General features: G+C 71.2%; 16 protein-coding genes. 11 read left to right on the plus strand and 5 right to left on the minus strand.

Annotated features, from left to right (window positions below; all coding sequences use genetic code 11):
- Position 1 precedes the first annotated feature (1 nt).
- The 7 genes from ACH4UM_RS24885 (at position 2) to ACH4UM_RS24915 (ending at position 6,784) form a co-directional block, all read left to right on the plus strand.
- Positions 2-415: a roadblock/LC7 domain-containing protein gene (locus ACH4UM_RS24885; protein ID WP_003973453.1), complete on the plus strand. Its 414-nt coding sequence runs from the start codon at positions 2-4 to the stop codon at positions 413-415.
- Positions 416-526: 111 nt separating this feature from the next.
- Complete coding sequence (locus ACH4UM_RS24890; protein WP_019058642.1) at positions 527-925, plus strand: DUF742 domain-containing protein; 399 nt, start codon at positions 527-529, stop codon at positions 923-925.
- The gene (locus ACH4UM_RS24895; protein WP_398183263.1) at positions 906-1,481 is read left to right on the plus strand and encodes a GTP-binding protein; all 576 of its coding nucleotides are present in this window, start codon (positions 906-908) and stop codon (positions 1,479-1,481) included. The genes ACH4UM_RS24890 and ACH4UM_RS24895 overlap by 20 nt, the downstream gene beginning before the upstream one ends.
- A gap of 398 nt (positions 1,482-1,879) precedes the next feature.
- Positions 1,880-5,128, plus strand: a complete 3,249-nt coding sequence (locus ACH4UM_RS24900; RefSeq protein WP_398183266.1) for a nitrate- and nitrite sensing domain-containing protein — start codon at positions 1,880-1,882, stop codon at positions 5,126-5,128.
- Positions 5,129-5,138: 10 nt separating this feature from the next.
- A complete protein-coding gene (locus tag ACH4UM_RS24905; protein ID WP_004983065.1) occupies positions 5,139-5,552 on the plus strand; it encodes a roadblock/LC7 domain-containing protein in 414 nt (137 codons plus the stop codon).
- Between the two features lie 97 nt (positions 5,553-5,649).
- Positions 5,650-6,222 (plus strand): DUF742 domain-containing protein, encoded by a 573-nt coding sequence (locus ACH4UM_RS24910; RefSeq protein WP_398183269.1) that lies wholly within the window; start codon positions 5,650-5,652, stop codon positions 6,220-6,222.
- The gene (locus ACH4UM_RS24915) at positions 6,203-6,784 is read left to right on the plus strand and encodes an ATP/GTP-binding protein (RefSeq protein WP_026248371.1); all 582 of its coding nucleotides are present in this window, start codon (positions 6,203-6,205) and stop codon (positions 6,782-6,784) included. The genes ACH4UM_RS24910 and ACH4UM_RS24915 overlap by 20 nt, the downstream gene beginning before the upstream one ends.
- A 198-nt stretch (positions 6,785-6,982) precedes the next feature.
- Here ACH4UM_RS24915 and ACH4UM_RS24920 read toward each other — a convergent pair whose 3' ends face one another.
- From ACH4UM_RS24920 to ACH4UM_RS24930, 3 genes are all read right to left on the minus strand, one after another.
- Entirely contained in the window at positions 6,983-7,180 is a 198-nt protein-coding gene (locus tag ACH4UM_RS24920) for an acyl-CoA carboxylase subunit epsilon (RefSeq protein WP_398183272.1), read from the minus strand.
- Positions 7,181-7,246: 66 nt separating this feature from the next.
- Positions 7,247-8,842 (minus strand): acyl-CoA carboxylase subunit beta, encoded by a 1,596-nt coding sequence (locus tag ACH4UM_RS24925; RefSeq protein WP_398183275.1) that lies wholly within the window; start codon positions 8,840-8,842, stop codon positions 7,247-7,249.
- Positions 8,843-8,993: 151 nt separating this feature from the next.
- Entirely contained in the window at positions 8,994-11,375 is a 2,382-nt protein-coding gene (locus ACH4UM_RS24930) for a polysaccharide lyase 8 family protein (RefSeq protein ID WP_398183278.1), read from the minus strand.
- A 394-nt stretch (positions 11,376-11,769) separates the two neighbouring features.
- Here ACH4UM_RS24930 and ACH4UM_RS24935 point away from each other — a divergent pair, with 394 nt between their 5' ends.
- From ACH4UM_RS24935 to ACH4UM_RS24945, 3 genes are all read left to right on the plus strand, one after another.
- Positions 11,770-12,378 (plus strand): YceI family protein, encoded by a 609-nt coding sequence (locus ACH4UM_RS24935; RefSeq protein ID WP_398183281.1) that lies wholly within the window; start codon positions 11,770-11,772, stop codon positions 12,376-12,378.
- A gap of 335 nt (positions 12,379-12,713) precedes the next feature.
- A complete protein-coding gene (locus ACH4UM_RS24940) occupies positions 12,714-14,348 on the plus strand; it encodes a sigma-70 family RNA polymerase sigma factor (protein WP_398183284.1) in 1,635 nt (544 codons plus the stop codon).
- 249 nt (positions 14,349-14,597) lie between these two features.
- On the plus strand, positions 14,598-16,133 hold the full coding sequence (locus ACH4UM_RS24945) for a DUF1254 domain-containing protein (RefSeq protein WP_398183287.1): 1,536 nt from the start codon (positions 14,598-14,600) through the stop codon (positions 16,131-16,133).
- Between the two features lie 112 nt (positions 16,134-16,245).
- On the opposite strand, the gene ACH4UM_RS24950 is transcribed toward ACH4UM_RS24945, so the two are convergent.
- Positions 16,246-17,628, minus strand: a complete 1,383-nt coding sequence (locus ACH4UM_RS24950) for a hypothetical protein (protein WP_398183290.1) — start codon at positions 17,626-17,628, stop codon at positions 16,246-16,248.
- A 97-nt stretch (positions 17,629-17,725) separates the two neighbouring features.
- Positions 17,726-20,758 (minus strand): glycoside hydrolase family 3 N-terminal domain-containing protein, encoded by a 3,033-nt coding sequence (locus ACH4UM_RS24955; RefSeq protein ID WP_398183293.1) that lies wholly within the window; start codon positions 20,756-20,758, stop codon positions 17,726-17,728.
- Positions 20,759-21,006: 248 nt separating this feature from the next.
- Between ACH4UM_RS24955 and ACH4UM_RS24960 the strand changes: the two genes are divergently transcribed.
- Positions 21,007-22,875 carry a lectin gene (locus ACH4UM_RS24960; protein ID WP_398183296.1) on the plus strand — a complete coding sequence of 623 codons (1,869 nt, stop codon included), beginning with the start codon at positions 21,007-21,009 and terminating at the stop codon, positions 22,873-22,875.
- Positions 22,876-22,940 lie beyond the last annotated feature (65 nt).

The raw sequence follows: 22,940 nt of genomic DNA on the forward strand, positions 1-22,940 counted from the left end.
GATGAGCCAGGCGGCACAGAACCTCAACTGGTTGATCACCAACTTCGTGGACAACACCCCGGGGGTGTCCCACACCGTCGTGGTGTCCGCGGACGGACTCCTTCTGGCCATGTCCGAAGGCTTTCCGCGCGACCGCGCCGACCAGCTCGCGGCCGTCGCCTCCGGTCTGACCTCGCTGACCGCCGGGGCCTCCCGGATCTTCGAGGGCGGCAACGTGGCGCAGACGGTCGTGGAGATGGAGCGCGGATTTCTCTTCCTGATGTCCGTGTCGGACGGGTCGTCCCTGGCGGTCCTCGCCCACCCCGAGTGCGACATCGGCCTCGTCGGCTACGAGATGGCGCTGCTCGTCGACCGCGCGGGCGCGGTGCTCACCCCCGACCTGCGCGCTGAACTACAAGGCAGTTTGCTCCACTGACAGGCCCCGGTACCACCCACCTCACCAAATCACCGTCCGGCCGCCACAATCCCCCCACCGGCCCCGTCCGACGGCTTGACTGACCGACTTGCTGTCCCGTCCGGAGGATTCATGACCCCGCCCACCGCCTCTCATGATCCGTACGCCGAGCCGTACGGGGACGAGGGCGACCAGCCGCTGGTACGTCCGTACGCGATGACCGGCGGCCGGACCCGGCCGCGCTACCAGCTCGCCATAGAGGCACTGATCAGCACCACGGCCGACCCGGCAGCGCTGATGGGACTGCTCCCGGAGCACCAGCGGATCTGCCATCTGTGCCGCGAGGTGAAGTCGGTCGCCGAGGTGTCGGCGCTGCTCGCCATGCCGCTCGGTGTGGCCCGGATCCTCGTCGCGGACCTCGCCGAGGCCGGTCTGGTGGCCATCCACCAGCCGGGCGGCGACGAGAACAACGGCGGCGCTCCGGATGTGACGCTGCTCGAAAGGGTGCTCAGTGGACTTCGCAAGCTCTGACGGAAGCCGGGCGACCACCTCAGCCAAGATCGTGGTGGCGGGTGGCTTCGGCGTGGGCAAGACCACGTTCGTGGGCGCCGTCTCGGAGATCAACCCGCTGCGCACCGAGGCCGTGATGACGTCCGCGAGCGCGGGCATCGACGACCTGACCCACACCGGGGACAAGACCACCACCACGGTGGCCATGGACTTCGGCCGCATCACGCTCGACCAGGACCTGATCCTGTACCTGTTCGGCACGCCCGGTCAGGACCGGTTCTGGTTCATGTGGGACGACCTGGTCCGGGGGGCCATCGGCGCGGTGGTGCTCGTGGACACCCGGCGCCTGGCCGACTGCTTCCCGGCGGTCGACTACTTCGAGAACAGCGGGCTGCCCTTCGTCGTCGCCCTCAACGGCTTCGACGGCCAGCAGCCGTACAACCCGGACGAGGTGCGCGAGGCGCTGCAGATCGGCCCCGACGCACCGATCATCACCACCGACGCCCGCCACCGCGCGGACGCCAAGTCCGCCCTGATCACGCTGGTGGAGCACGCACTGATGGCCCGGCTGAGGTAACGCCCCGGGCACGTTTCACATAGCACCCAAGTCGGCAATGCCATACGGCAGTTGTCGTAGATGCACCGGAGCCGGCTGTGTCCTTTGACACGGTCGGCCCCGGTGTTCATAACGTTTCGGCAGAGGAATCGGATGGCACGGCCACGCGTCGCGCACATCCGGTGTCGCTGCGCGCACAATCCGCCCGCCTTTTGCCGCGGCTCGCTCTGTTTGACCGTTTTATCTGCGGCTTACATCACTCCGAATCAGTGGTTTCCACTGTTTGGAAGAGCGCATGTTGACGTGCTGGAATGCCTGAACTGCCCATTAGTCAAAGACGTACTCACAGTCGATGCGTACTGGGCTCTGAGACACTGCGGCACAACGTTGGTGCCGACCGCCGAGAGGTTGTTGGTCGAGTGAGGCGAAGCAAGAACGGCCCCGAGCCGTCGGCCCGGGGAAACTTCACCCCGCCGCCGCGCGGAGCGGCGCCCGCACACGTGCCCGGTTCGGAGCCGACGGCCCCTCCCGCCCCGAGCGGGGGCCGCTTCTCCCCGCGCAACTGGCGGGTGCCGACCCGGCTGAACGCGATCCTGCTCATACCCGTGCTGGTCGGCCTCGTCATGGGCGGCTTCCAGGTCAAGAGCTCGATCGACACCTGGCAGGACGCCCAGGACGCGGAGAACACCGCACGACTGGTGCGGGCCTCGCTGACCTACGCCAACGCCCTCTACAACGAGCGTGACGTCACGGCGGCCCCCCTGCTGGAGGGCAAGGGCCAGAACGACACGACCGTCACCCAGGCCCGCCAGGGGACCGACAAGGCCGCCGACGCCTTCGACCAGGCCGCGCAGAACATGCCGCACAAGTCCGGCCTGCAGCGCCGGCTGAAGCTGTTCCGCGAGGCCGAGCCCGAGCTCCAGACGCTGCGCGCCGCCGCCTACAGCTCCAAGCTGACCGGCGTGCAGACCGAGGAGGGCTACGTCAAGGTCGCCCACCCGCTGATGGAGTTCGCCAACGAGCTCGGCCTGGGCACCGGGAACATCACCTCCTACGGCCGCACCGTCTACGCCATGTCGCTGACCAAGGCCGCGCTGTCGCTGGAGCGGTCGATCGGTATGCACATACTGGTCAAGCCGGGCCCGGACGCCGGCAACCTGGCCAGCCAGCGGGTCGCCCTGTCGTCCTACGCCTATCTGGAGGGCATCGCCTCCGAGGAGTACATCGGCGGCGGCACCCAGGGCGACGCGGACAAGCTGGACGCGCAGAAGAAGGACATCCAGGACCAGGCCGCGGCCATGGCGCAGCAGGCCAAGGCCAAGAACCCGGCCTACGTGCCCCCGCCGTCCGACCCCACCAAGATGGTCTCGGCCCTCGCCACGCTGAAGGGCACGGACCCGGCCTACCGGGCGGCGCTGGCCCAGAAGGGCATCACCCCCGAGAACTGGTGGGCGGTCAACACACTCAAGTTCAACGCCTACCGCACCATCGAGTCGAACATGGCCGACAAGGCGGTGAGCGAGGCCTCCGCCATCGCCGACGACGCCAAGCAGTCCGCCTTCGTCACCGGCGCCGTCGTGGTCATCGCCCTGCTCGCCGCGTTCATCCTGGCCGGTCTGGTGGCCCGCCAGATGAGCCGCTCGATGCGCCAGCTGCGCAACGCCGCCTTCGGCATCGCCGAGCAGCGCCTGCCGATGCTGGTCGACCAGCTCTCGCGCACCGACCCCGGCCGGGTCGACACCCGGGTCGCGCCGATCCCGATCACCTCGACCGACGAGATCGGCGAAGTCGCCCGCGCCTTCGACCAGGTCCACCGCGAGGCCGTCCGGCTCGCCGCCGAGCAGGCCCTGCTGCGGGGCAACATCAACGCGATCTTCACCAACCTCTCGCGCCGCAACCAGTCGCTGATCGAGGGCCAGCTGACGCTGATCACCGACCTGGAGAACAACGAGGCCGACCCGGACCAGCTGGAGAACCTCTTCCGCCTGGACCACCTGGCCACCCGTATGCGCCGCAACGGCGAGAACCTCCTGGTCCTCGCCGGCGAGGAGCCGGGCCGCCGCTGGGACCAGCCGGTCCCGCTGGTCGACGTGCTGCGCGCCGCCTCCTCCGAGGTGGAGCAGTACGAGCGCATCGAGCTGTCCGGCGTCCCCGAGGCCGAGATCCACGGCCGCGCGGTGACCGACCTCGTGCACCTGCTGGCCGAGCTGCTGGAGAACGCCACCACGTTCTCCTCGCCGCAGACCAAGGTCCGCGTGACCGCGACCCGGCTGCCCGACGGCCGGATCATGATCGAGATCCACGACAAGGGCATCGGCCTGACCGCCGAGGACTTCGCGGACATCAACCACAAGCTGGCCAACCCGCCCACCGTGGACGTGGCGATCTCCCAGCGCATGGGCCTGTTCGTGGTCGGCCGCCTCGCCGACCGGCACGGCATCCGGGTCCAGCTGCGCCCCTCCGGCGAGCAGGCCGGCACCACGTCGCTGGTCATGCTGCCGGACGCGATCACCCACGGCGGCGGTGGCGAGCAGGCTCTGGACCGCGACGAATTCACCGTCTCGCAGATCATCCCGGAGCAGCAGTTCCAGGGTGAGGACTTCAACCACCTGCCGCCGATGCGCACGGCCGCTGAGCTGGGCTTCGACGACAGCCGGTACTCCGAGGTCCCCGACGACATCCGGGAGCTGGACCCCGTCGGCCGCTCGCTGAAGCGCGAGGAGCGCCGGGCGGCGCTGGAGGCCCAGTCGCACGGCCAGCCGGCCGCCCCGGAGGCCTCCGAGACCGGGTACGCCGACGAGCCCGGCGGGCGCCAGGCGTACGACACGGGCCAGGTGGCCTACCCGGAGCAGGGCGACGCGTACGACCGGCGAACGGCGTACGAGGAGCAGCAGACGGCGTACGACCAGCCGCAGCAGCCTGCCTACGACGAGCAGGGACAGCAGTCGTACGACGGCACGTACTACGCGCCGAACGGCGGCCTGCCGCAGAACGGTGCCTACTCGTCCAACGGCGGTTACCCGGACACCGCCTATGCGGAGCCGGCCCAGCAGGAGCCCGCACCGGCCCGTTCCGCGGCGCCGGAGGCGTACTCCGGCTTCCAGGAGCAGTCCTACCAGGACGACTGGCCACAGCAGGACGCCTACCGGAACGGCTATCCGGACCAGTACGCTCCGGAAGCGGAATCCACGCAGGCCGCTGACGTGAACGGCGCGGAAAGCGTAGGCTTCGACCGTCCGGGAACGGCCTCCTCCGCAGGCCACGAGCTGACCGACGCCGGGTTGCCCCGCCGCGGATCCACCGCGAGCGGTACGAACGGCGCGCGGCGCGTGAGCCAGGAAGCGCCGGCCCGCACTCCGGAGAGCAACGGCGACAGCGACTGGCGCTCGGCGAACGACGAGCGCTGGCAGCAGGCCTCGCAGCTCCGGAAGCCCAAGGCGGGCGGAGTGACCTCCTCCGGCCTACCGCGGCGGGTGCCCAAGGCCAACCTGGTCGAGGGCGCCGCGGAATCGACCCCGCAGGGCGGCCCACAGGTCTCCCGCGCCCCCGAGGACGTCAGGGGCAGGCTGAGCAACCTGCGCCGGGGCGTCGAGCGGGGACGCAGCGCAGGAAGTGACAAGAACGGCCAGGGCTTCGGTCCTGACAGCACCTACAACCAGGAGCGTTAGTGTGAGCCCGATGAGCCAGGCGGCGCAGAACCTGAACTGGTTGATCACCAACTTCGTGGACAACACCCCCGGGGTGTCCCACACCGTGGTGGTCTCCGCCGACGGACTCCTTCTGGCGATGTCCGAAGGCTTTCCCCGCGACCGCGCCGACCAGCTCGCGGCCGTCGCCTCCGGTCTGACCTCACTGACCGCCGGTGCCTCGCGCATCTTCGAGGGCGGCAGTGTGAACCAGACGGTTGTGGAGATGGAGCGGGGATTCCTGTTCATCATGTCCATCTCCGACGGTTCGTCGCTCGCGGTTCTCGCACATCCCGAGGCCGACATCGGTCTCATTGGGTACGAGATGGCCCTTCTGGTGGACCGCGCGGGTACGGTCCTGACTCCGGATCTCCGCGCGGAACTCCAGGGGAGCCTTCTCAACTAACAGACAGACGGTGCGTTTTGGCGTCCCGGGGCCGTAAGGTTTCGGAACGCGGCTTCCACAGGGTTGGGTGCCCGGCGCAGTCGGAGGAGGAGAGAGAGTGGCAACACCCCCAGGCGGTTCGTCTTCGGGCAACTGGTCGTACGGCCCTGCCCAGGGCCAGGGCGACGGTTCGGCGAACCGGTACAACTTCCCCTCCGCCCCGCACCACCGGCAGCCGTACGCGCCGCAGGGCCCAGGCCCTTCGCCGTACGACCAGCCGCCCGCCCCGCGCATCCAGCCGGTGCAGCCGCAGCGACGTACCCCTGAGCCGGCGCCCGCGGGGGCGTCGAACAACCCCCTGGTCCGCCCGTACGCCATGACGGGCGGCCGCACCAGGCCGCGGTACCAGCTCGCCATCGAGGCGCTGGTGCACACCACGGCGCAGCCGCACCAGATGCAGGGCCAGCTGCCCGAGCATCAGCGGATCTGCAATCTGTGCCGCGAGATCAAGTCGGTGGCCGAGGTCTCGGCCCTGCTGACGATCCCTCTCGGCGTGGCCAGGATCCTCGTCGCCGACTTGGCGGAGGCGGGCCTGGTCGCCATCCATCAGCCCGGCGGCGACGAGAACGCCGGTGGCCAGCCAGACGTGACACTGCTCGAAAGGGTGCTCAGTGGACTTCGCAAGCTCTAGCGGCGGTCCTTCCCGCTCCACCACCTCCGCGAAGATCGTGGTGGCGGGCGGCTTCGGCGTGGGCAAGACCACGTTCGTCGGCGCCGTCTCGGAGATCAACCCGCTGCGCACGGAGGCCGTCATGACGTCTGCTTCGGCGGGCATCGACGACCTCACCCATACCGGAGACAAGACCACGACGACCGTGGCCATGGACTTCGGCCGTATCACCCTGGACCAGGACCTGATCCTGTACCTGTTCGGTACGCCGGGCCAGGACCGCTTCTGGTTCATGTGGGACGACCTGGTCCGCGGTGCCATCGGCGCCATCGTCCTGGTCGACACCCGCCGCCTCGCCGACTGCTTCCCCGCGGTCGACTACTTCGAGAACAGCGGGCTGCCCTTCGTCATCGCCCTCAACGGCTTCGACGGCAACCAGCCGTACAACCCGGACGAGGTCCGTGAGGCGCTGCAGATCGGCCCCGACACCCCGATCATCACCACCGACGCCCGCCACCGCGCGGACGCCAAGTCGGCGCTGATCACGCTGGTGGAGCACGCGCTGATGGCCCGGCTTCGCTGAGCCGGTCGCATCGCGGCATCAGGTGGGCGGTCCATCCCGGGTCGGGAGGGACCGCCCAGCTGTCCGTCCCCCGGCCCCTGTCCGCTGTCCTCTCTCTCCTCCGTTCACCCTGTGCCCTGCCCCCGGGCACGCGCGCGCATGAAGAAGGGCCCCTCCGTGGAGGGGCCCTTCTTCATGCGTGCCGGTCGTCTCGTCGCCTCAGCCGTGCCAGCTGTGCGGGGCGCGGAAGCCGTTCTCGCGCTCCAGGCGGCGCCAGCCGGCCTTGGGGCGACCGCGGCGGGTGGGCGTGGTGTCGGCGGGGCGGGCCGCGGCACGGGCCAGCAGGATGGCCGTGATGGCGGCGACTTCCTCGGGCTCGGCGTGGCCCTTCTCGACGCGGATGTCAGGCGTGTCCATGGGTGTCAGTCTCCGTGGCTGAGGGGTCCGCGGGATTGCCGCGGTGCGTCCGCCGGGTTAAGGCGGTTACTGCGGGGGGTTGCCGTGCTTGCGGGAGGGCAGGTCGGCGTGCTTGGTGTGCAGCATCGCCAGGGACTTGACCAGGACCTCGCGGGTCTCGGCCGGGTCGATGACGTCGTCCACCAGACCGCGCTCGGCCGCGTAGTAGGGGTGCATCAGCTCGGCCTTGTACTCCTTGACCATCTTCTGCCGCATCGCCTCGGGGTCCTCGGCCTCGGCGATCTGACGGCGGAAGATGACGTTGGCCGCGCCCTCCGCGCCCATCACTGCGATCTCGTTGGTCGGCCAGGCATAGGTGAGGTCGGCACCGATCGACTGGGAGTCCATGACGATGTAGGCACCTCCGTACGCCTTGCGCAGGATCAGCGAGATCCTGGGCACGGTGGCGTTGCAGTAGGCGTAGAGCAGCTTCGCGCCGTGCCGGATGATCCCGCCGTGCTCCTGGTCGACACCGGGCAGGAACCCGGGAACGTCCAGGAAGGTGACGATTGGAACGTTAAAAGCGTCACACATCTGCACGAAGCGCGCAGCTTTTTCGCTCGCCTCGATGTCCAGCACGCCGGCCAGCACCTGCGGCTGGTTGGCGATGATGCCGACGACCTGGCCGTCCAGCCGGGCCAGCGCGCAGATGATGTTCCGCGCCCAGCGCTCGTGGACCTCCAGGTACTCGCCGTCGTCGACGATCTCCTCGATGACCTTGGCCATGTCGTACGGCCGGTTGCCGTCGGCCGGGACCAGGTCCAGCAGGACGTCGGAGCGGCGGTCGGCGGGGTCGGAGCACTCCACCCGGGGCGGGTTCTCCCGGTTGTTCTGCGGGAGGAGGGAGAGGAGGTAGCGCACCTCGGCGATGCAGGTCTCCTCGTCGTCGTAGGCGAAGTGGCACACGCCGGAGGTCTCGGCGTGCACGTCGGCGCCGCCCAGGCCGTTCTGCGTGATCTCCTCGCCGGTGACCGCCTTGACCACGTCCGGGCCGGTGATGAACATCTGCGAGGTCTCGCGGACCATGAAGACGAAGTCCGTCAGGGCGGGGCTGTAGGCCGCGCCGCCGGCGCACGGGCCGAGCATCACCGAGATCTGCGGGATGACGCCGGACGCCTTGGTGTTGCGCTGGAAGATGCCGCCGTAGCCGGCCAGGGCACTGACGCCCTCCTGGATGCGGGCGCCGGCGCCGTCGTTCAGCGACACCAGCGGCGCACCGGCCGCGATGGCCATGTCCATGATCTTGTGGATCTTGGTGGCGTGGGCCTCGCCCAGGGCGCCGCCGAAGATGCGGAAGTCATGGGCGTAGACGAAGACCGTACGGCCCTCCACCGTGCCCCAGCCGGTGATGACACCGTCGGTGTACGGCTTCTTGGCCTCCAGGCCGAACCCGGTCGCCCGGTGCCGGCGCAGCTGCTCGACCTCGTGGAAGGAGCCCGGGTCCAGGAGCAGCTCGATGCGCTCCCGGGCGGTCAGCTTGCCCTTGGCGTGCTGTGCCGCGGTCGCCTTCTCGCTGGGGCCCGCCACGGCCTGCGCACGGATCTCGTGCAGCTCGGCGACCCGTCCGCGCGCGTCCGTCGGCTCGCCGGTCGGCTCACCCGTCGTCTCTTCCAAAACGGTCATGTAGTGACCTTACGAAGGACACCAAGGAAAGCGAGCCGTTGACTCCGTACAGTCTCCGACCCGTTTTCCTGGTACCCCTGAACAGAACCACAGCGCCTTGCAGCCTTTCCGACTGCTCAGAGGGGATCGGCGTTGTGGAGGTCGCACAAAGTCAGGGCCCGAGAGCCACCTCACATTCGTGTGAGGCACATGCCTTCCCCGGAGTGACACGCAGACCCAGACGGCGGCCTGTGGAGACCACCTCGACCGAGTCGTCGGCCCGCAGCACCCGGTGCACCGGACGGTCCCGGGTGTCCCAGACGACATCGAGCACCTCGCCGGTGCGCGGCGGCTCGCTCACGCAGAGCGTAGCCGTCCGCCGCCGGCGGCGGACCAGCACACTGGCGCCGGCCGACGCGCCCAGCGGTCCCACCGTACCGGCCCGCCAGAAGTTGGCGGCGAGCAGGCCCAGCGGAGGAACGGCGACCGCCTGCCGGCCGGTGTCGTTGGCCAGGACGGTCATCCAGTGGCGGTCGGCCGCGCGGGCCGCGACGGCGTGGCGGGAGGCGCCGGGCATCAGGAGGTAGACGTAGGCGGCGCCGGCCGGGTCGGTGCCGTGGTCCAGCCAGAGCGTCTGCCAGCGCCGGGTGCGCCGCTCGGTGGAACTCGTGGAGTTGATGTCGGACCACGCCCCGGTGCGGTCCTCCCTGAGAGCCCTGAGGTCCCCGTCCGGGACCACCCAGCCGCCGTGGCCCTGTAGGTGCGCCCAGCCGCGACCGCGTACGAAGGCCGGTGTGCCGCCCTCGCCCAGGTTGCGGTTGTCGACGACCGTCTCGACCGGCACCCCGTCGGCGCAGGTGATCCCGGCGCCCAGGCAGATCACCGCGTCGTCGGCGCAGAACCAGGACTTGCGGGCCTGAAGGGTGGAGCCGAGGCCCTTGAGGTGCTGCCCGATCGCCGCGTACTCGCCGTCCGTGGTGCCGCCCACCCAGCGCACGTCCGGTCTGGGCCACCCCCACTCGCCGCCCGCGCGGTCGGGCAGGCGCCTGGTGGAGACGGTGGTGCCGGGCAGCCGGTACCAGTCCACGGTCGGCCAGAACCAGTCGGTGTACTGGTCGGTGGGCCTTCCGGCCGCCCACCACAGGACCATTCCGGCTCCCGTGTGCCACCCGCGGGGGTTCTCGCCGTTGCCGCACTCGTAGTACGTGATGCGGTCGCTGGCCATGGCGATGTTCGCGGTGAAGCGGGGGCGGCGGTGGACGGCGCGGTCCATGGCGGCGAACAGGTGGTGGCCGAGGGGTTCGGGTGCGGCGGCCACCGGCGAGCCGGCGATCGCGTGCAGCCGGGCGAGGTCGGCGACGGCGAACTGGGGCCCGGTCAGCGCCGGGGTGACGGTGTCGCGTTCGATCCAGCCCTTCACCCGCGCGTGCCAGCGCTCTCGTTCGGCGGGACTCGCGGCGTCCGCGAGCAGCGCGATGGCCGCGATCAGGGCCTGCCCGTGGAAGTGGTCGCCGCGCATGACCTGCCGGTCGTCGCTCTTGGGACGGCCCCGGCTGATGGCACGGCCGTTGACGCTGTCCATCACCAGTCCGTCGTGGATCAGCGGGGCGTAGGCGTGCTCGACGCTGTCCAGGACGGCCCGCCGGTTCGGGTCGGTGACCTCCCACGGCGATCCGGCCAGCAGCGCCAGGAGCCGGCCGAGTCCGTCGAGCACGACCTGGCCGTACGTCCCGGAGTAGGCGACCCAGGTGTGCTGCACGAAGGAGCCGTCCGCGTAGAGCCCGTCGCCCTTGGTGACGTAGGGGAAGACCGGCGACAGGGCGTCCCGGGCGAGGGCGATCCTGCCGCCGTCCCGGCCCAGGATGCCGCGCAGGGCGACGCTGCGGCACAGGTCGACGCGGTTGGCGCCGGTGGAGGTACCGGAGTAGTCGCGCAGCACGGCGTCCGGGACGAAGTGGTCGACGGCCGCGCAGGCGGCGGTGAGCCGCGCGGCGGTGAGGTGGCCGTGGAGGGCCGCGGTGATGTCCATCAGCAGGCGGGGGCTGCCGATCTGCCACTCCCACCAGTTGCCGTAGCGGGTGGTGGCGGGGTTGTAGACGGTGGCGCCGAGGTGGTCGAGGCCGCGCAGTACGTCGGCGAGGAGAGCGGGATCGGCGGTGCAGCCGGTGCCCCGCTGGACGTACGCCTGCGTCATCGTCCACAGGCGGCCGTAGCTGAAGGTGATGCCGGCGGGCGGGTCGAAGGGGTGGCCGGGCCAGAGGCAGGTGGCGGTGGGCGCCATGGCGGCCTGGTGGGCCCGGGCCAGTCGTCCGGTCTCGGCGAGCCGGGAGGCGTAGGGCTCGGCGGCCGGGTCGTATCCGGTGCCGAGGGCGAGGTCGAGCCAGCGGCGGCGGAGGGTGTCGTAGGGGTCGTCGCGAGCCGTGCCGCGGGCGGCCGAGGAGGCGGGAGCACCGGTGGCGGTGGCCGCGAGGAGTGCCACGGTGAGGAGGACGGCGCGACGGGTGGGTCTCACGAAGGCTCGGCGGGCGGGGGCCCCTTGCTGATGCTTCGTCATGAACCCTGGCTAGCCGCCGGCGTGGGCGCCCGTCAACGGCATCGGCCCGTCCGGACGGCGGCCGTCACGGCTGCGCGGCGACCGCCGCCCGGGTTCGGCCGGGGCGGCTGTGCAGGTGCTGCAGGTGGTGCAGTGGTGCAGGTCATGCAGTGGTGCAGGTGGTGCAGGTGCTGCAGGTGCTGCAGGTGCTGCAGGGAGTTGCTGCCGGAGGTCTACGCGCGTTCGCCAGAGGGCGGACGGAGTGACCGTGTGTAGTGCGCCCGACACTCGGCGCATGATGTTGAAAGTCGAACGGAATAGGTCTACGGTCGTGAGTGTTGACCTCGTTGAATGTTCAACATCCTCGGCGTTCCCCCCTCGCGCCGGGCGACCATACGTCCCCAAGGAGCAGACCATGGGCATCTTCGGCCGCAAGAACGACACCCTCGAGACCCCCGCCGCCCCCGCCGCCGTGAACCCGGATCTCGCCGCGCTGACCGGCGACTACACCATCGACCCGGCGCACTCCACGCTCGGCTTCGTGGCGCGGCACGCGATGGTCACGAACGTCAAGGGCAAGTTCAACGACTTCACCGGCGACCTGCACCTGGACGGTGGCGACCCGGCCAAGTCCACGGCCTCGATCGACGTCAGGATGGACAGCATCGACACCGGTTCCGCGGACCGCGACGGTCACCTGAAGAGCTCGGACTTCTTCAGGACCGGGGAGTTCCCGGCCATGACCTTCCGTTCCACCAAGGCCGAGGCCCTGGGCGGCGACGACTACCGGATCACCGGTGACCTGACCATCCTCGGCGTCACCAGGCCGCTCACCATCGACCTCGAGTTCAACGGCGCCGCCAAGGACCCCTTCGGCAACGAGCGCGTCGGCTTCGAGGGCAAGGCGGAGATCCTGCGCTCCGAGTGGGGCCTGACCTGGAACGCGGCGCTGGAGACGGGCGGCGTCCTGGTCTCCGACAAGATCAAGCTGAACTTCGACATCTCGGCGATCAAGAACGCGTGACCCCTGGACCGCACGGCCACGGAGCCGGCCGCGGCCCGTGAACCCGCCCGCCCCCACTCCCCCGTTCGAGGAGCGAAGAGGGCGGGCGCTTCCTTGTCCCGCTGACGCTTCGCCGGGGTAGTCCCGGACTCCGGCCACCGAGGCGACGGCGATCGGGGCCATCAGCAGCCCGTGGCAGCGGTGCCGGGCGCGAAGTTGAGGGCGCCGCCCGTGGGAACCTCCGCGCCCACGCCATCCCTGAACGCACGTCCGAAGAACTGTTATCCGGCATACCTTCAGTGGTCTCCCAGGTATCGGACATCATCGACGGGCGTCAAGGACAGGGAAGTCTTCTCATGAGCACACAGCACACGGTGGACCTGGCGGCACTGGTGACCGCCGCCCGCGAGGGCGATCCAGAGGCTCAGGACGCCCTGGTCTGCGCGCACCTGCCGCTGGTGTACAACATCGTGGGCCGGGCTCTGAACGGTTCGGTCGACGTGGACGACGTGGTGCAGGACACCATGCTGCGCGCCCTGGACGGGCTGGACGGTCTGCGTGCCCCGGAGAGCTTCCGGTCCTGGCTGGTGGCGATCGCGATGAACCGGGTCCGGGCGCACTGGCAGGACCGGCAGGGCGCTCCGGGCACCGTGGAGGAGGCCGGCGAGGTCGCGGATCCGGGCGCCGACTTCGTGGACCTGACCATGGTGCGGCTGCAGCTGTCCGGGCAGCGCCAGGAGACCGCGCGTGCGACGCGCTGGCTGGAGCCGGACGACCGGAGCCTGCTGTCGCTGTGGTGGCTGGAGTGCGCCGGTGAGCTGTCCAGGGCGGAGGTCGCGCAGGCGCTGAAGCTGTCCCCGCAGCACACGGCGGTCCGGGTGCAGCGGATGAAGGCACAGCTGGAGACGGCCCGGGTGGTCGTACGGGCGCTCGACGCGCAGCCGCCGTGCGAGGAGTTGCGGGAGGTGCTGACGGCCTGGGACGGCCGGCCCTCCGCGCTCTGGCGCAAGCGAATAGCCCGGCACGCCCGCGACTGCGTGCGCTGCGCGGGCCTGTGGAGCGGGCTGATGCCGGCCGAGGGACTGCTGGCGGGACTGGCGCTCGTCGCGGTACCGGCCGCGCTGCTGGCGAACATACGCTCCACCTTCGACGGGGTGCCGGCCGGCTCGGTCTCCTCACCGGGGTCGGCGGAAAGCCGCGGCGGGTCCGGTGGCGGCCGGGCGGCACGCCACCGCTCGGCCGGTGGCCGGGCCACCTCCCGCGAGGCGGCGCGCCGCCGCCGGCGCATGCGGCGGCGGGCGGCCGCCGGGGCGCTCGTGGCCGCCTGTGTGGCAGGCGGCGGTCTGTGGTACCTCGGCACCGGTCCCGGAACGGAGAAGGACACCGCGGCGCAGGCTCCGACCGCGCCGGTCACGGACCTCGCGGCCCCCGGCACCGGTGCCGTGACCTCTCCCTCGGCGTCCCCCTCCCCATCTCCCTCGCGTTCCGCGTCGAAGAGCCCGAGCCCTTCCGGCAGCCCCCGCCGGACCACGAGCGCGCCCGCCACCAGGGAGCAGGCCCCGCCCACCCGGAGGGCGTCCAGCGCACCGCCCGCCCAGCCGGCCCCGGCGGGCACCGTGGCGCAGGTCGTCGCGCTGGTCAACAAGGAGCGGGCGGCCGCCGGCTGCGCCCCGCTCACCGAGGATCCGCAACTGGACGCCGCCGCGCAGGGCCACTCCGACGACATGGCCGCCCGCAACTTCTTCGACCACACCAACCCCGACGGCAAGGACCCCGGGCAGCGCATCACGGCCGCGGGTTACCGCTGGTCCACGTACGGCGAGAACATCGCCGAGGGCCAGCAGAGCCCGGAGTCGGTGATGAACTCCTGGATGAACAGCCCCGGCCACCGCGCCAACATCCTCAACTGCGCGTTCAAGAACATCGGGGTGGGCGTCCACAAGGGTTCGGGCGGGCCTTGGTGGACACAGGACTTCGGCACGAGGATGTGACCGCCCCCCGCTGTCGCCCGTTGCCGTCGTGGCCGGTTGCCGGGCCCTGCCCTCGGTGATCTACTCGAAAGTAGGCCAGGCCGCACCCAGCCCCCGCCGGACACCCGATCGAGCACGGCGAACGATGCGGCCCGTCGCCCCACGTCGAGGAACCGGGCAGACGCCGCCGACGATCGCCGACGGTCGTCGGCCGTAGGGCCGGCGGGGGTGACGCGCCGTGCTGCGGGCAACAGGAAAAGGAGCGCGGTGATGACCTCAGCGACCGCGAGCAAGCATCCCATGCAGCGACTGCGCCATCAGATCACGGAAGTGTCGTCCAACATCGGCCAGGCGGCGACGGCGACGGGCCGGGCCACGGCGGACGCCGTGCGCCACCCGGGGGCCGTGGTCGACCGCGCCCGCAGGACATCGCAGGCGCTGCCGCTGATGTGGCAGTCGGTCAAGCCGGTCCTGACCGGGCACGTGGGCGACTGGCGCCGCGAGTACGCCTACACGCTGGGCGAGCAGGCCTTCGTCTACGGGTTCCCGTACATCTACAACGCCCGGTTGCGGCACCGGTGGGTGGCTCAGGAGCCCGACAGCGAACTGACTCCGTACGCCGCCGTCAACCACTTCTGGCACGCCCGCAAGCTCTTCGACGCCTCCGACCGGGAGGACCTGGCCCCCAACAACGACACGTTGTACTCGTTCGCCTGGGTCGACCTGAGCACGGAGCCCGTCATCCTCTCCCACCCGGACATGGGCGAGCGCTACTTCACCTTCGAACTGGTCGGCATCACGTCGGACAACTACGACTACGTGGGACTGCGCACCACCGGGCCGAACGCGGGCGACTTCGCCCTCGTCGGGCCCGGATGGAAGGGAGACCTCCCCCGGGGAGTGCGCCGCACGGAGACCGCCCCGAGTGCCTGGATCATCATCGTGGGCCGCACCCTCGTCGACGGCGAGGACGACCTTCCGAGCGTGCACGCGCTGCAGCGCCAGTACCGGCTGACCCCGCTCAGCCTGTTCGGCAAGAAGGGCGCGGAGGTCCCGGAACGGCGTGACGTGCTGGAGCCGGCCGGCGTGGAGGACGACCCGCTCGGGCCGTGGAAGACGCTCAACGCCATGCTGGCCGAGAATCCGCCGCCGAAGCACCACGAGATCCTGCTCAAGCAGTTCGCCGAGATCGGCATCGGCCCGGGGCTCGACGTCGAGGCCCAGCCCGAATCCGTCAAGCAGAGCCTGATCCGGGCCGCGGCCACCGGCGTACCGTTGCTCGAGGAGCAACTGCTCAGTGGTGACTGGGCCCACGTGATCAACGGCTGGCGCTACCCACCACCGCAGATGGGCCGGTTCGGTGACGACTTCCTGCGCCGGGCCGCCGAGCAGTCCCTGGTGGGCGTGGCCGCCAACGATCCGGCGGAGGCGGTCTACCTGGTCGCCTTCCACGACGCGGGCGGCGCCAAGCTGTCCCCGGGCCGCTACGAACTGCGCTTCGAACGCGGGGCTCTTCCCCCTGTCGACGCGTTCTGGTCCCTCACCGTCTACGACGAGGACCGGAACCTCGTCCCCAACCCGATCGACCGCTACTCCATCGGCGACCGCACGGCAGGACTGGCCGCCGACCCCGACGGGGGCCTCACCCTCCACCTCCAGCCCGGGTCACCGGGTCCCGACCGGGAGTCCAACTGGCTGCCCACACCGGGGCAGGGGCACTGGTTCATCGGCCTGCGCATGTACCTTCCCCGCCCCGAAGTCATCGACGCACGGTGGGAGTGCCCGCCGATCAACCGCCTGACCTGAGGGACGCGCCCACGGCCGTGTTCCGGCTCCGGACCCCCGCCCGGAACACGGCTCGGGACCCCTGCCCGGAACACGGCCGAAGGGCGCCGCCCCCTCAGGGGCCGCCACCCGGTCAGAAACCCCCGCCGAAGTCCCCGCCCCCGCCGAAGTCCCCGCCGCCCCCGCCGTCGCCGAAGCCCCCTGAGAAGTCGCCGGGGTCGAAGTCGGCGCCCGAGATGTCCCCGCCGTCGTAGCCGCCGCCGTAACCGTCATGGCCGCCGAAGTCGCCGTAGCCGGTGCCGTAGTCGGCGGCGTAGGACGGCGTGGCCATCATGCTGCCGAGCAGGGTGCCGACGAGGAGGCCGGGGAGGATACCGCCGCCGAAGTAGCCGCCGGCCCAGGGCCCGTAGGCGGGGCCCGCGTCCCAGTAGGGGCGGCGGCCCCCGTCGGTGTCGACCTCGCGGATCCGCGGGTCGCGGCCCTCGGCCAGCCGGACCTGGTCGGCGGCGCAGACCGGGACCTGGCGGGGTGCTCCGCCCGGCGGGGTCCAGGTGGCGTCGGTGACGGAGGGGCCGTGGCGCGGGTCGAAGAAGCAGGGCGGACGGCGCTCGGGCAGCGGGCGGCCCTCGCGGCGGGCGGCGAGCTGGGCGAGCGAGAAGCGGCCGTCCGCCAGGGCCTCGGTGACGGCGCGCACCTCCTCCGGTCTGCGGGCCCCGGCCATGGACTGCTTGGCCTGTTCGTAGGCGTCGAGCGCGCGCTCGTAGTCCGCGCGCATCGCGTCGTCCGCACCGGCCTCGGCCGGGTGGAAGTCGAGGCGGTCCAGCTCCTCACCGAAGGCGGTGATGTCCTCGTCGACCACGATCCGCAGCTTCTCCAGCGCGGCCCGCTGCTCCGCCTCCTTGCGGCGCCGGCTGCGCCGGACCAGGGTGTACGCGCCCGCGCCACCCGCCACCAGGACCGCCCCGGCGGTGATCAGCGCGGTGGTCGACACCCCGCTGCCCTGGCCCGAGGTGCCCCAGGTGGCAGGGGCCGAGCCACGCATGCCGGCCAGGGCCCGGTCGGTGAAGTCGGTGAGCTGGGCCTTGGCGTCCTCGCCCTGGACGCTGGTGACGAGGTTGCGCACGGCGTTGCGCGGCAGGACCGGGGCGTCGGCGCGGGCGTCGAAGCGGTCGCCCAGGCGGATGGCGTAGGCGCCGGTGATGCCGGTAGCGGTGCGCAGGTCGGAGAAGAGGTTCCGGGTCGGATAGCCGGCCGGCAGCACGGCGATGAACAGCGGCTTGTCCGCGTCCTTGATCTTCCGGGCCAGCACGTCGGCGTCTGCGGAGGACAGCAGGCCGGAGGCGGCCGGGTCGACGTAGACGGGGCTCTTGCGGAGCGCCTCGGCGACCGCGGAGATGCCGGTGGCTGCCTCGGCTCGCGGAACGCCGGCCGACAGCACGGCCACGACGGCGACCGCGAGCGCGACCAGCAGCTGGATGGGGGCTCGTGAGGCCCGGGTCAGGGCGGCGGCCTTCATGGTTCGAAGCTACCCGAAGGGGAGCGAAACCGGTCATTCACGTCGGAGGGAGGCACACCCGGCGGGCAGCCCGCGAGGTGCGCCTCCCACCGGCCGGTCACGCGGCCCGGTACGCCGCCGTGAGCCGGTCCACCGCGGCCCCGTAACGCCCGGTCAGCAGCAGGTGGTCCGCGTCGGCGAAGGGTTTCGCCACCGCCGCGCCCATGGCCTGGCCCACCTTCTGCTGGACGATCAGCCGGGCCCTGGTGACGAGCGCCCGGCCGGCGTCGGCGGCGCCCGCCCGCTCGGCGGCCGTCGCCGCCAGGGCCAGCGCCCGCAGCGTCGCCGTGCCGCCCGCCGGCACCCCGGTCAGCGTGGTCAGGCCCCAGCCGAAGGGGAACTGCGGGTCGTACGAGGCGTCGCCCACGTTGATCGGCAGCTGCGCCTGAGACCTGGGCCAGGTCACGGGGAGCTGCCCGGTGAAGGGCCGCCTGCCGTAGAGCACGTCGGCCACGCCGTCGCCCTCCGTGCCCGGCAGCCAGGAGGCGACGAGCGCGTCGATCCTCTCCAGCCGGTCGCCGATCAGCTGGGGCCGGCCCGAGACGATCAGCACGGCGCACTTCATGGCCGCGCACACCCTGTCCACGGCGGCCCGGTCGGCGGCCGGAAGCTGGAGGTCGTGGCCGTTGCCGACGTCGCCGACGCCCTCGGCGTAGGGGGTCTCGCCGACCACGACCACACCGGCGTCGTAGCCGGCCGTGGGCGCGGAGGCGTCCTTGGAGTAGGTGACGTCTCCCCCGGCGTTGCGCATGCCCTGCAGGATCGTGGTGCCCTGGGTGTGGGTGCCGGACTCGCCCTGCCAGGTGATGGTCCAGCCGCCGGTCTGGTTGCCGAGGTCGTCGGCGTTGGACCCGGCGACGTAGACCTTCTCGTTCTTCCTCAGCGGAAGCACTCCGCCCGCGTTCTTCAGCAGCACCTGCGACTCGGCGGCCGCCTGCCGGGCCACGGCCCGGTGCGCGGCGGAGCCGATCCGCGCGGCGCCGGAGGTGTCGGCGTAGGGGTGCTCGAAGAGGCCCAGCCTGAACTTCTGCGTGAGGATGCGCGAGACCGCGTCGTCGATCCTCCGCTCGCTGATCCGGCCCGCCTCCACCTCGTCGACGAGCGTGGTGCGGAAGTCCTTGTATCCGTACGGCACCATCATCATGTCCAGACCGGCGTCGACCGCCGTGCGGACGTGGGCCGCGTAGTCGCCGGGGAGCTGGTCGATGGCGTTCCAGTCGCTGATGACGAAGCCGTCGAAGCCCATCCGGCCCTTGAGCACGCCGTTGATCATGTCGGCGCGGGCGTGCATCTTCACCGGGCCCCGCCCGTCGCCAAGGACGTCGAGCGAGGAGAACGACGGCATGACGGAGCCGATGCCCCGGTCGACCGCCGTCCGGTACGGCGCCAGGTGGACGGCCTCCAGCTGCTGCCCGGTGACCTTGGTGACGCCCTGGTCGATCGTGTACGTCCCTGTGGTGGACGAGCCGTACTCGGTGCCGCCGTCGCCGGCGAAGTGCTTGGCGGTGGCGAGCACCTTGTCGTCACGGCTCAGGTCACGTCCGTCCGAGCGGCCCTGGAGACCCTGGATGACCGTCTCCATGGACTGCACGAGCGCCGGGTCCTCGCCGAAGGACTCGTAGGCGCGGCCCCAGCGTTCGTCGCGCGACACGCACAGGCAGGGGGCGAAGTCCCAGGGGACGCCGGTCGCGCGGACCTCGGCGGCGGTCACCTCGCCCGCCTTCTCGGCGAGCCGGGGATCGCGGGTCGCGCCGACGCCGATGTTGTGCGGCATGATCGTCGCGCCGGCCAGGTTGTTGTGGCCGTGCACCGCGTCCACCCCGTAGATCAGCGGGATCTGGAAGCGGGTGGCCCGGGCGCGCAGCTGGAAGGCGTCGATCATCTCCGCCCAGGCCCCGGGGGTGTTGGGCGTGGGCGTCGAGCCGCCGCCGGAGAGCAGCGAACCGAGCGCGTACGTGGCGATGTCGCCGGGCGCGGTCATCGCCCCGCGCTCGGCCTGGGTCATCTGGCCGGCCTTCTCCTGAAGGGACATCCGGGAGACGAGGTCCGCGACCCGCTTGCGCACCGGCAACCTGCTGTCCAGGTAAGGCAGTCCGTGGGCGTCGACGACGACCTGCGGGGTCTCGGCCGGGGCCTTGGCACCGGTGACGGTGAGCGCGAGCGGGATCGTCCCGGCGGGTCCGGCGGACCTGTCCTTCAGGGTCGGGACCTCGATGGTGCGCGAGGTGCCGGACGCGGTGCCCGCGGGGAAGGTGAGGGTGCCGGAGAGCGGGCGGTAGTCCGTGCCGGGCTCGGCGGTCCCGCCGCCGGTCCGGTACGCGACGGTCACCGGCTGGTCGACCGGGGCGGAGCCGGTGGTGGCGACGGTGACCCGGACGGTCGCCGTAGCGCCCTGCCGGACCGGGTACACGGCCGCGTCGGTGGTGACCGACGCGCGCAGCGACTGGTCGGCCCCGCCGTACAACTCCACGCCGTCCATGGCGAAGTGGCCCTTGACGCCTGCGGGGAGGGTGAGGGCGTACCCCCACACCCCGGTGAGCCCGAGGACGTGGTCGATGCCGCCGACCGGTTGGTAGTCCGTGCGGTAGGTGAAGTCGGTGAAGGGGATCTCGACCTGTTTCCAGCCGCTGAAGCCGTCGGTGAAGGAAGCCGTCCAGAGCTCCGAGGCCTCGCCGTTCGCACCGCCGTCCTTGATCTCGAAGGCGATCTTCTTGCCGTTGTCCTGGCCGTCCCACCAGAAGCGGATGCCCTTGTGGGCGGACCAGTCGTGGGCGGGCCGGCCGGCGTCGAAGTCGTGGGAGAAGCCGCCGTAGCCGCTGATGTCGTACGTACCGGAGAGGACCTTGGCGCCCTCGGGGGCGTCGGAGCGGTCGGCCAGCCGGAGCGTGGGCGGGTCGTCACTGTCGCCGCCCCAGGTGAAGATGCCCTCGGCGGGCCGGCTCGCGAAGGGCACCTCGCCCTCGAAGCGGTCGACGGGTACGGGGGCCGGATCCGCGGCCCGGGCGCCGGATCCGGCGGCCGGGCCGGCAAAGGTGAGCGGGATCAGGGCGGTGAGCAGGGTGGCGGAGGCGAGCAGGGCGGTTCTTCGCATGGACCTTCCCTCGGCTCTGTGAACTCGTCGGGCTCATCTCATGACTTAGATCACGACGTGAGTTAACTGGCGTCCCGTCGAGCCGTCAAGACTTCACGCCAGATCCGGTACAGAGCCAACCTGCGGCCACATTTAGCCTGTTGACCCTTCGGGTTCTGAACGCGCACCCCCTTGACGCATACGCCGAGCCGTCATTTACTCACGGCTCGCACGCCCCCGTCCCCCCACCTCAAGAAGGGCGGCGCTCCATGAGAGGACGCCTGCGCACGGCACGACTGCTCCTCGCGGGGCTCCTGACCACGGCCGGCCTGACGACCCTGGGCCTGCCCTCCGCGCACGCGGCCGGCGAGCAGGTCACGGCCTGGCTGACCACGACCGACGACTCCGGCGGGCGGCACGTGGTCCGCGGGCTGGAGCCGCAGACACCGTTCGCCTTCCAGTCCGGTGCCTCGGGCGGCGGCGAGAACATCACCGTCGACGAGAACACCCGCTACCAGACCTTCACCGGCGGCGGCGCCTCCTTCACCGACACCGCGGCCTGGCTGATGAACAGCAGCGGCGCGCTGTCGCAGGCGGCGCGGGACGCCACCATGCGCAGGCTGTTCTCCCCCACCGACGGCATCGGGCTCTCGTTCCTGCGCAACCCGATGGGCGCCTCGGACCTCGCCCGCCACGGCTACACCTACGACGACGTGCCCGCCGGGCAGACGGACACCTCCCTGTCGAAGTTCTCGGTCGACCACGACCTCGCGGACGTCGTGCCGCTGACCAGGCAGGCGCTCCGGCTGAACCCCTCGCTGACCGTGACGGCCTCGCCGTGGACGGCGCCGGCCTGGATGAAGGACAGCGGGCAGCTGAACGGGGGCTGGCTGAAGGCGGAGGACTACGGCGCCTACGCGGCGTACTTCGTGAAGTACCTCCAGGCCTACCGCGACCAGGGCGTACCGGTCTCGTACGTGACCGCGCAGAACGAGCCGACCTGCTGCTCCGGCTACCCGTCGATGAGCTGGAACGCCTCCGGGCTGGCCTATTTCACCAAGAGCGAGCTGCTGCCCAGGCTCCAGGCCGCGGGCCTTGCGACCAAGGTGCTGGCGCTCGACTGGAACTGGGACACCTACGACGCCTACGCCGCCCGGACGGTGGACGACGCGGCCGTCCGCTCGCACCCGAACTTCGGCGGCGTCGCCTGGCACGGCTACGGCGGTGACGTGACGAAGCAGACCGCCGTGCACAACCAGTACCCACAGCTGGACGCCTTCGGCACCGAGCACTCGGGCGGCACCTGGATCGCGAACCAGCAGCGCGAGGACATGAACAACATCGTCGACTACACGCGCAACTGGGCGAAGTCCGTGACCAAGTGGTCCCTGGCCGTCGACCAGGACATGGGGCCGCACAACGGCGGCTGCGGGACCTGCACCGGGCTGATCACGGTGCACAACGGGGACGGGCGCTCCGGGCAGGTCGACTACACCGTCGAGTACTACGACATGGGGCACCTGACGAAGTTCGTACGGCCCGGAGCGCAGCGGATCGCCTCAACGGCCTCGTCCTCGGTGCCGAACGTGGCCTGGCGCAACCCGGACGGCGGCAAGGCGCTGATCGCCTACAACGACGCCCCGAGCGCGAGGACGGTGACGATCGACTGGGGTTCGCAGCACGCCACTTACTCGCTGCCGGGCAGGACGTCGGCCACCTTCACCTGGTCCGGGACGCAGTCCGGCGGCCAGAGCCGGTCGGGGGCGTTCGTGGGACTGGCGGGCAAGTGCCTGGACGTGGCGGGCGCTTCACCGGCGAACGGCACGGCGGTGCAGCTCTACGACTGCAACGGCGGCGCGGCCCAGCGGTGGACCGTGGCGGCGGACGGGTCGGTCCGGGCGCTGGGCAAGTGCCTGGACGTCACCTCGGGTTCGACGGCCGACGGGGCGAAGGTGCAGTTGTACGACTGCAACGGCACCGGGGCCCAGCAGTGGTCGTACAACGCCTCGACGGGTGACGTGGTGAACCTCGCCGCGGACAAGTGCCTCGACGTGACCGACGGCTCCCCGGCCAACGGTGCCCGGGCACAGATCTGGTCGTGCACCGGGGCGGCGAACCAGAAGTGGCAGCTGAGGTGACGTATCGTCAGGCGGAGCCCTCCTGACCAGGGGGCCGACGCGACCGCCCGACGCCCCGACGCCCA

The organism is Streptomyces sp. NPDC020801, assembly GCF_044334385.1.
Lineage (GTDB): Bacteria > Actinomycetota > Actinomycetes > Streptomycetales > Streptomycetaceae > Streptomyces.

What these genes read in the sequence shown, in the direction of transcription:
- ACH4UM_RS24885 (WP_003973453.1), top strand. Translation starts at nt 2, where the DNA reads ATGAGCCAGGCGGCACAGAACCTCAACTGGTTGATCACCAACTTCGTG.
- ACH4UM_RS24890 (WP_019058642.1), top strand. Translation starts at nt 527, where the DNA reads ATGACCCCGCCCACCGCCTCTCATGATCCGTACGCCGAGCCGTACGGG.
- ACH4UM_RS24905 (WP_004983065.1), top strand. Translation starts at nt 5,139, where the DNA reads ATGAGCCAGGCGGCGCAGAACCTGAACTGGTTGATCACCAACTTCGTG.
- ACH4UM_RS24920 (WP_398183272.1), bottom strand. Translation starts at nt 7,180, where the DNA reads ATGGACACGCCTGACATCCGCGTCGAGAAGGGCCACGCCGAGCCCGAG.
- ACH4UM_RS24925 (WP_398183275.1), bottom strand. Translation starts at nt 8,842, where the DNA reads ATGACCGTTTTGGAAGAGACGACGGGTGAGCCGACCGGCGAGCCGACG.
- ACH4UM_RS24930 (WP_398183278.1), bottom strand. Translation starts at nt 11,375, where the DNA reads ATGACGAAGCATCAGCAAGGGGCCCCCGCCCGCCGAGCCTTCGTGAGA.
- ACH4UM_RS24935 (WP_398183281.1), top strand. Translation starts at nt 11,770, where the DNA reads ATGGGCATCTTCGGCCGCAAGAACGACACCCTCGAGACCCCCGCCGCC.
- ACH4UM_RS24940 (WP_398183284.1), top strand. Translation starts at nt 12,714, where the DNA reads ATGAGCACACAGCACACGGTGGACCTGGCGGCACTGGTGACCGCCGCC.
- ACH4UM_RS24945 (WP_398183287.1), top strand. Translation starts at nt 14,598, where the DNA reads ATGACCTCAGCGACCGCGAGCAAGCATCCCATGCAGCGACTGCGCCAT.
- ACH4UM_RS24950 (WP_398183290.1), bottom strand. Translation starts at nt 17,628, where the DNA reads ATGAAGGCCGCCGCCCTGACCCGGGCCTCACGAGCCCCCATCCAGCTG.
- ACH4UM_RS24955 (WP_398183293.1), bottom strand. Translation starts at nt 20,758, where the DNA reads ATGCGAAGAACCGCCCTGCTCGCCTCCGCCACCCTGCTCACCGCCCTG.
- ACH4UM_RS24960 (WP_398183296.1), top strand. Translation starts at nt 21,007, where the DNA reads ATGAGAGGACGCCTGCGCACGGCACGACTGCTCCTCGCGGGGCTCCTG.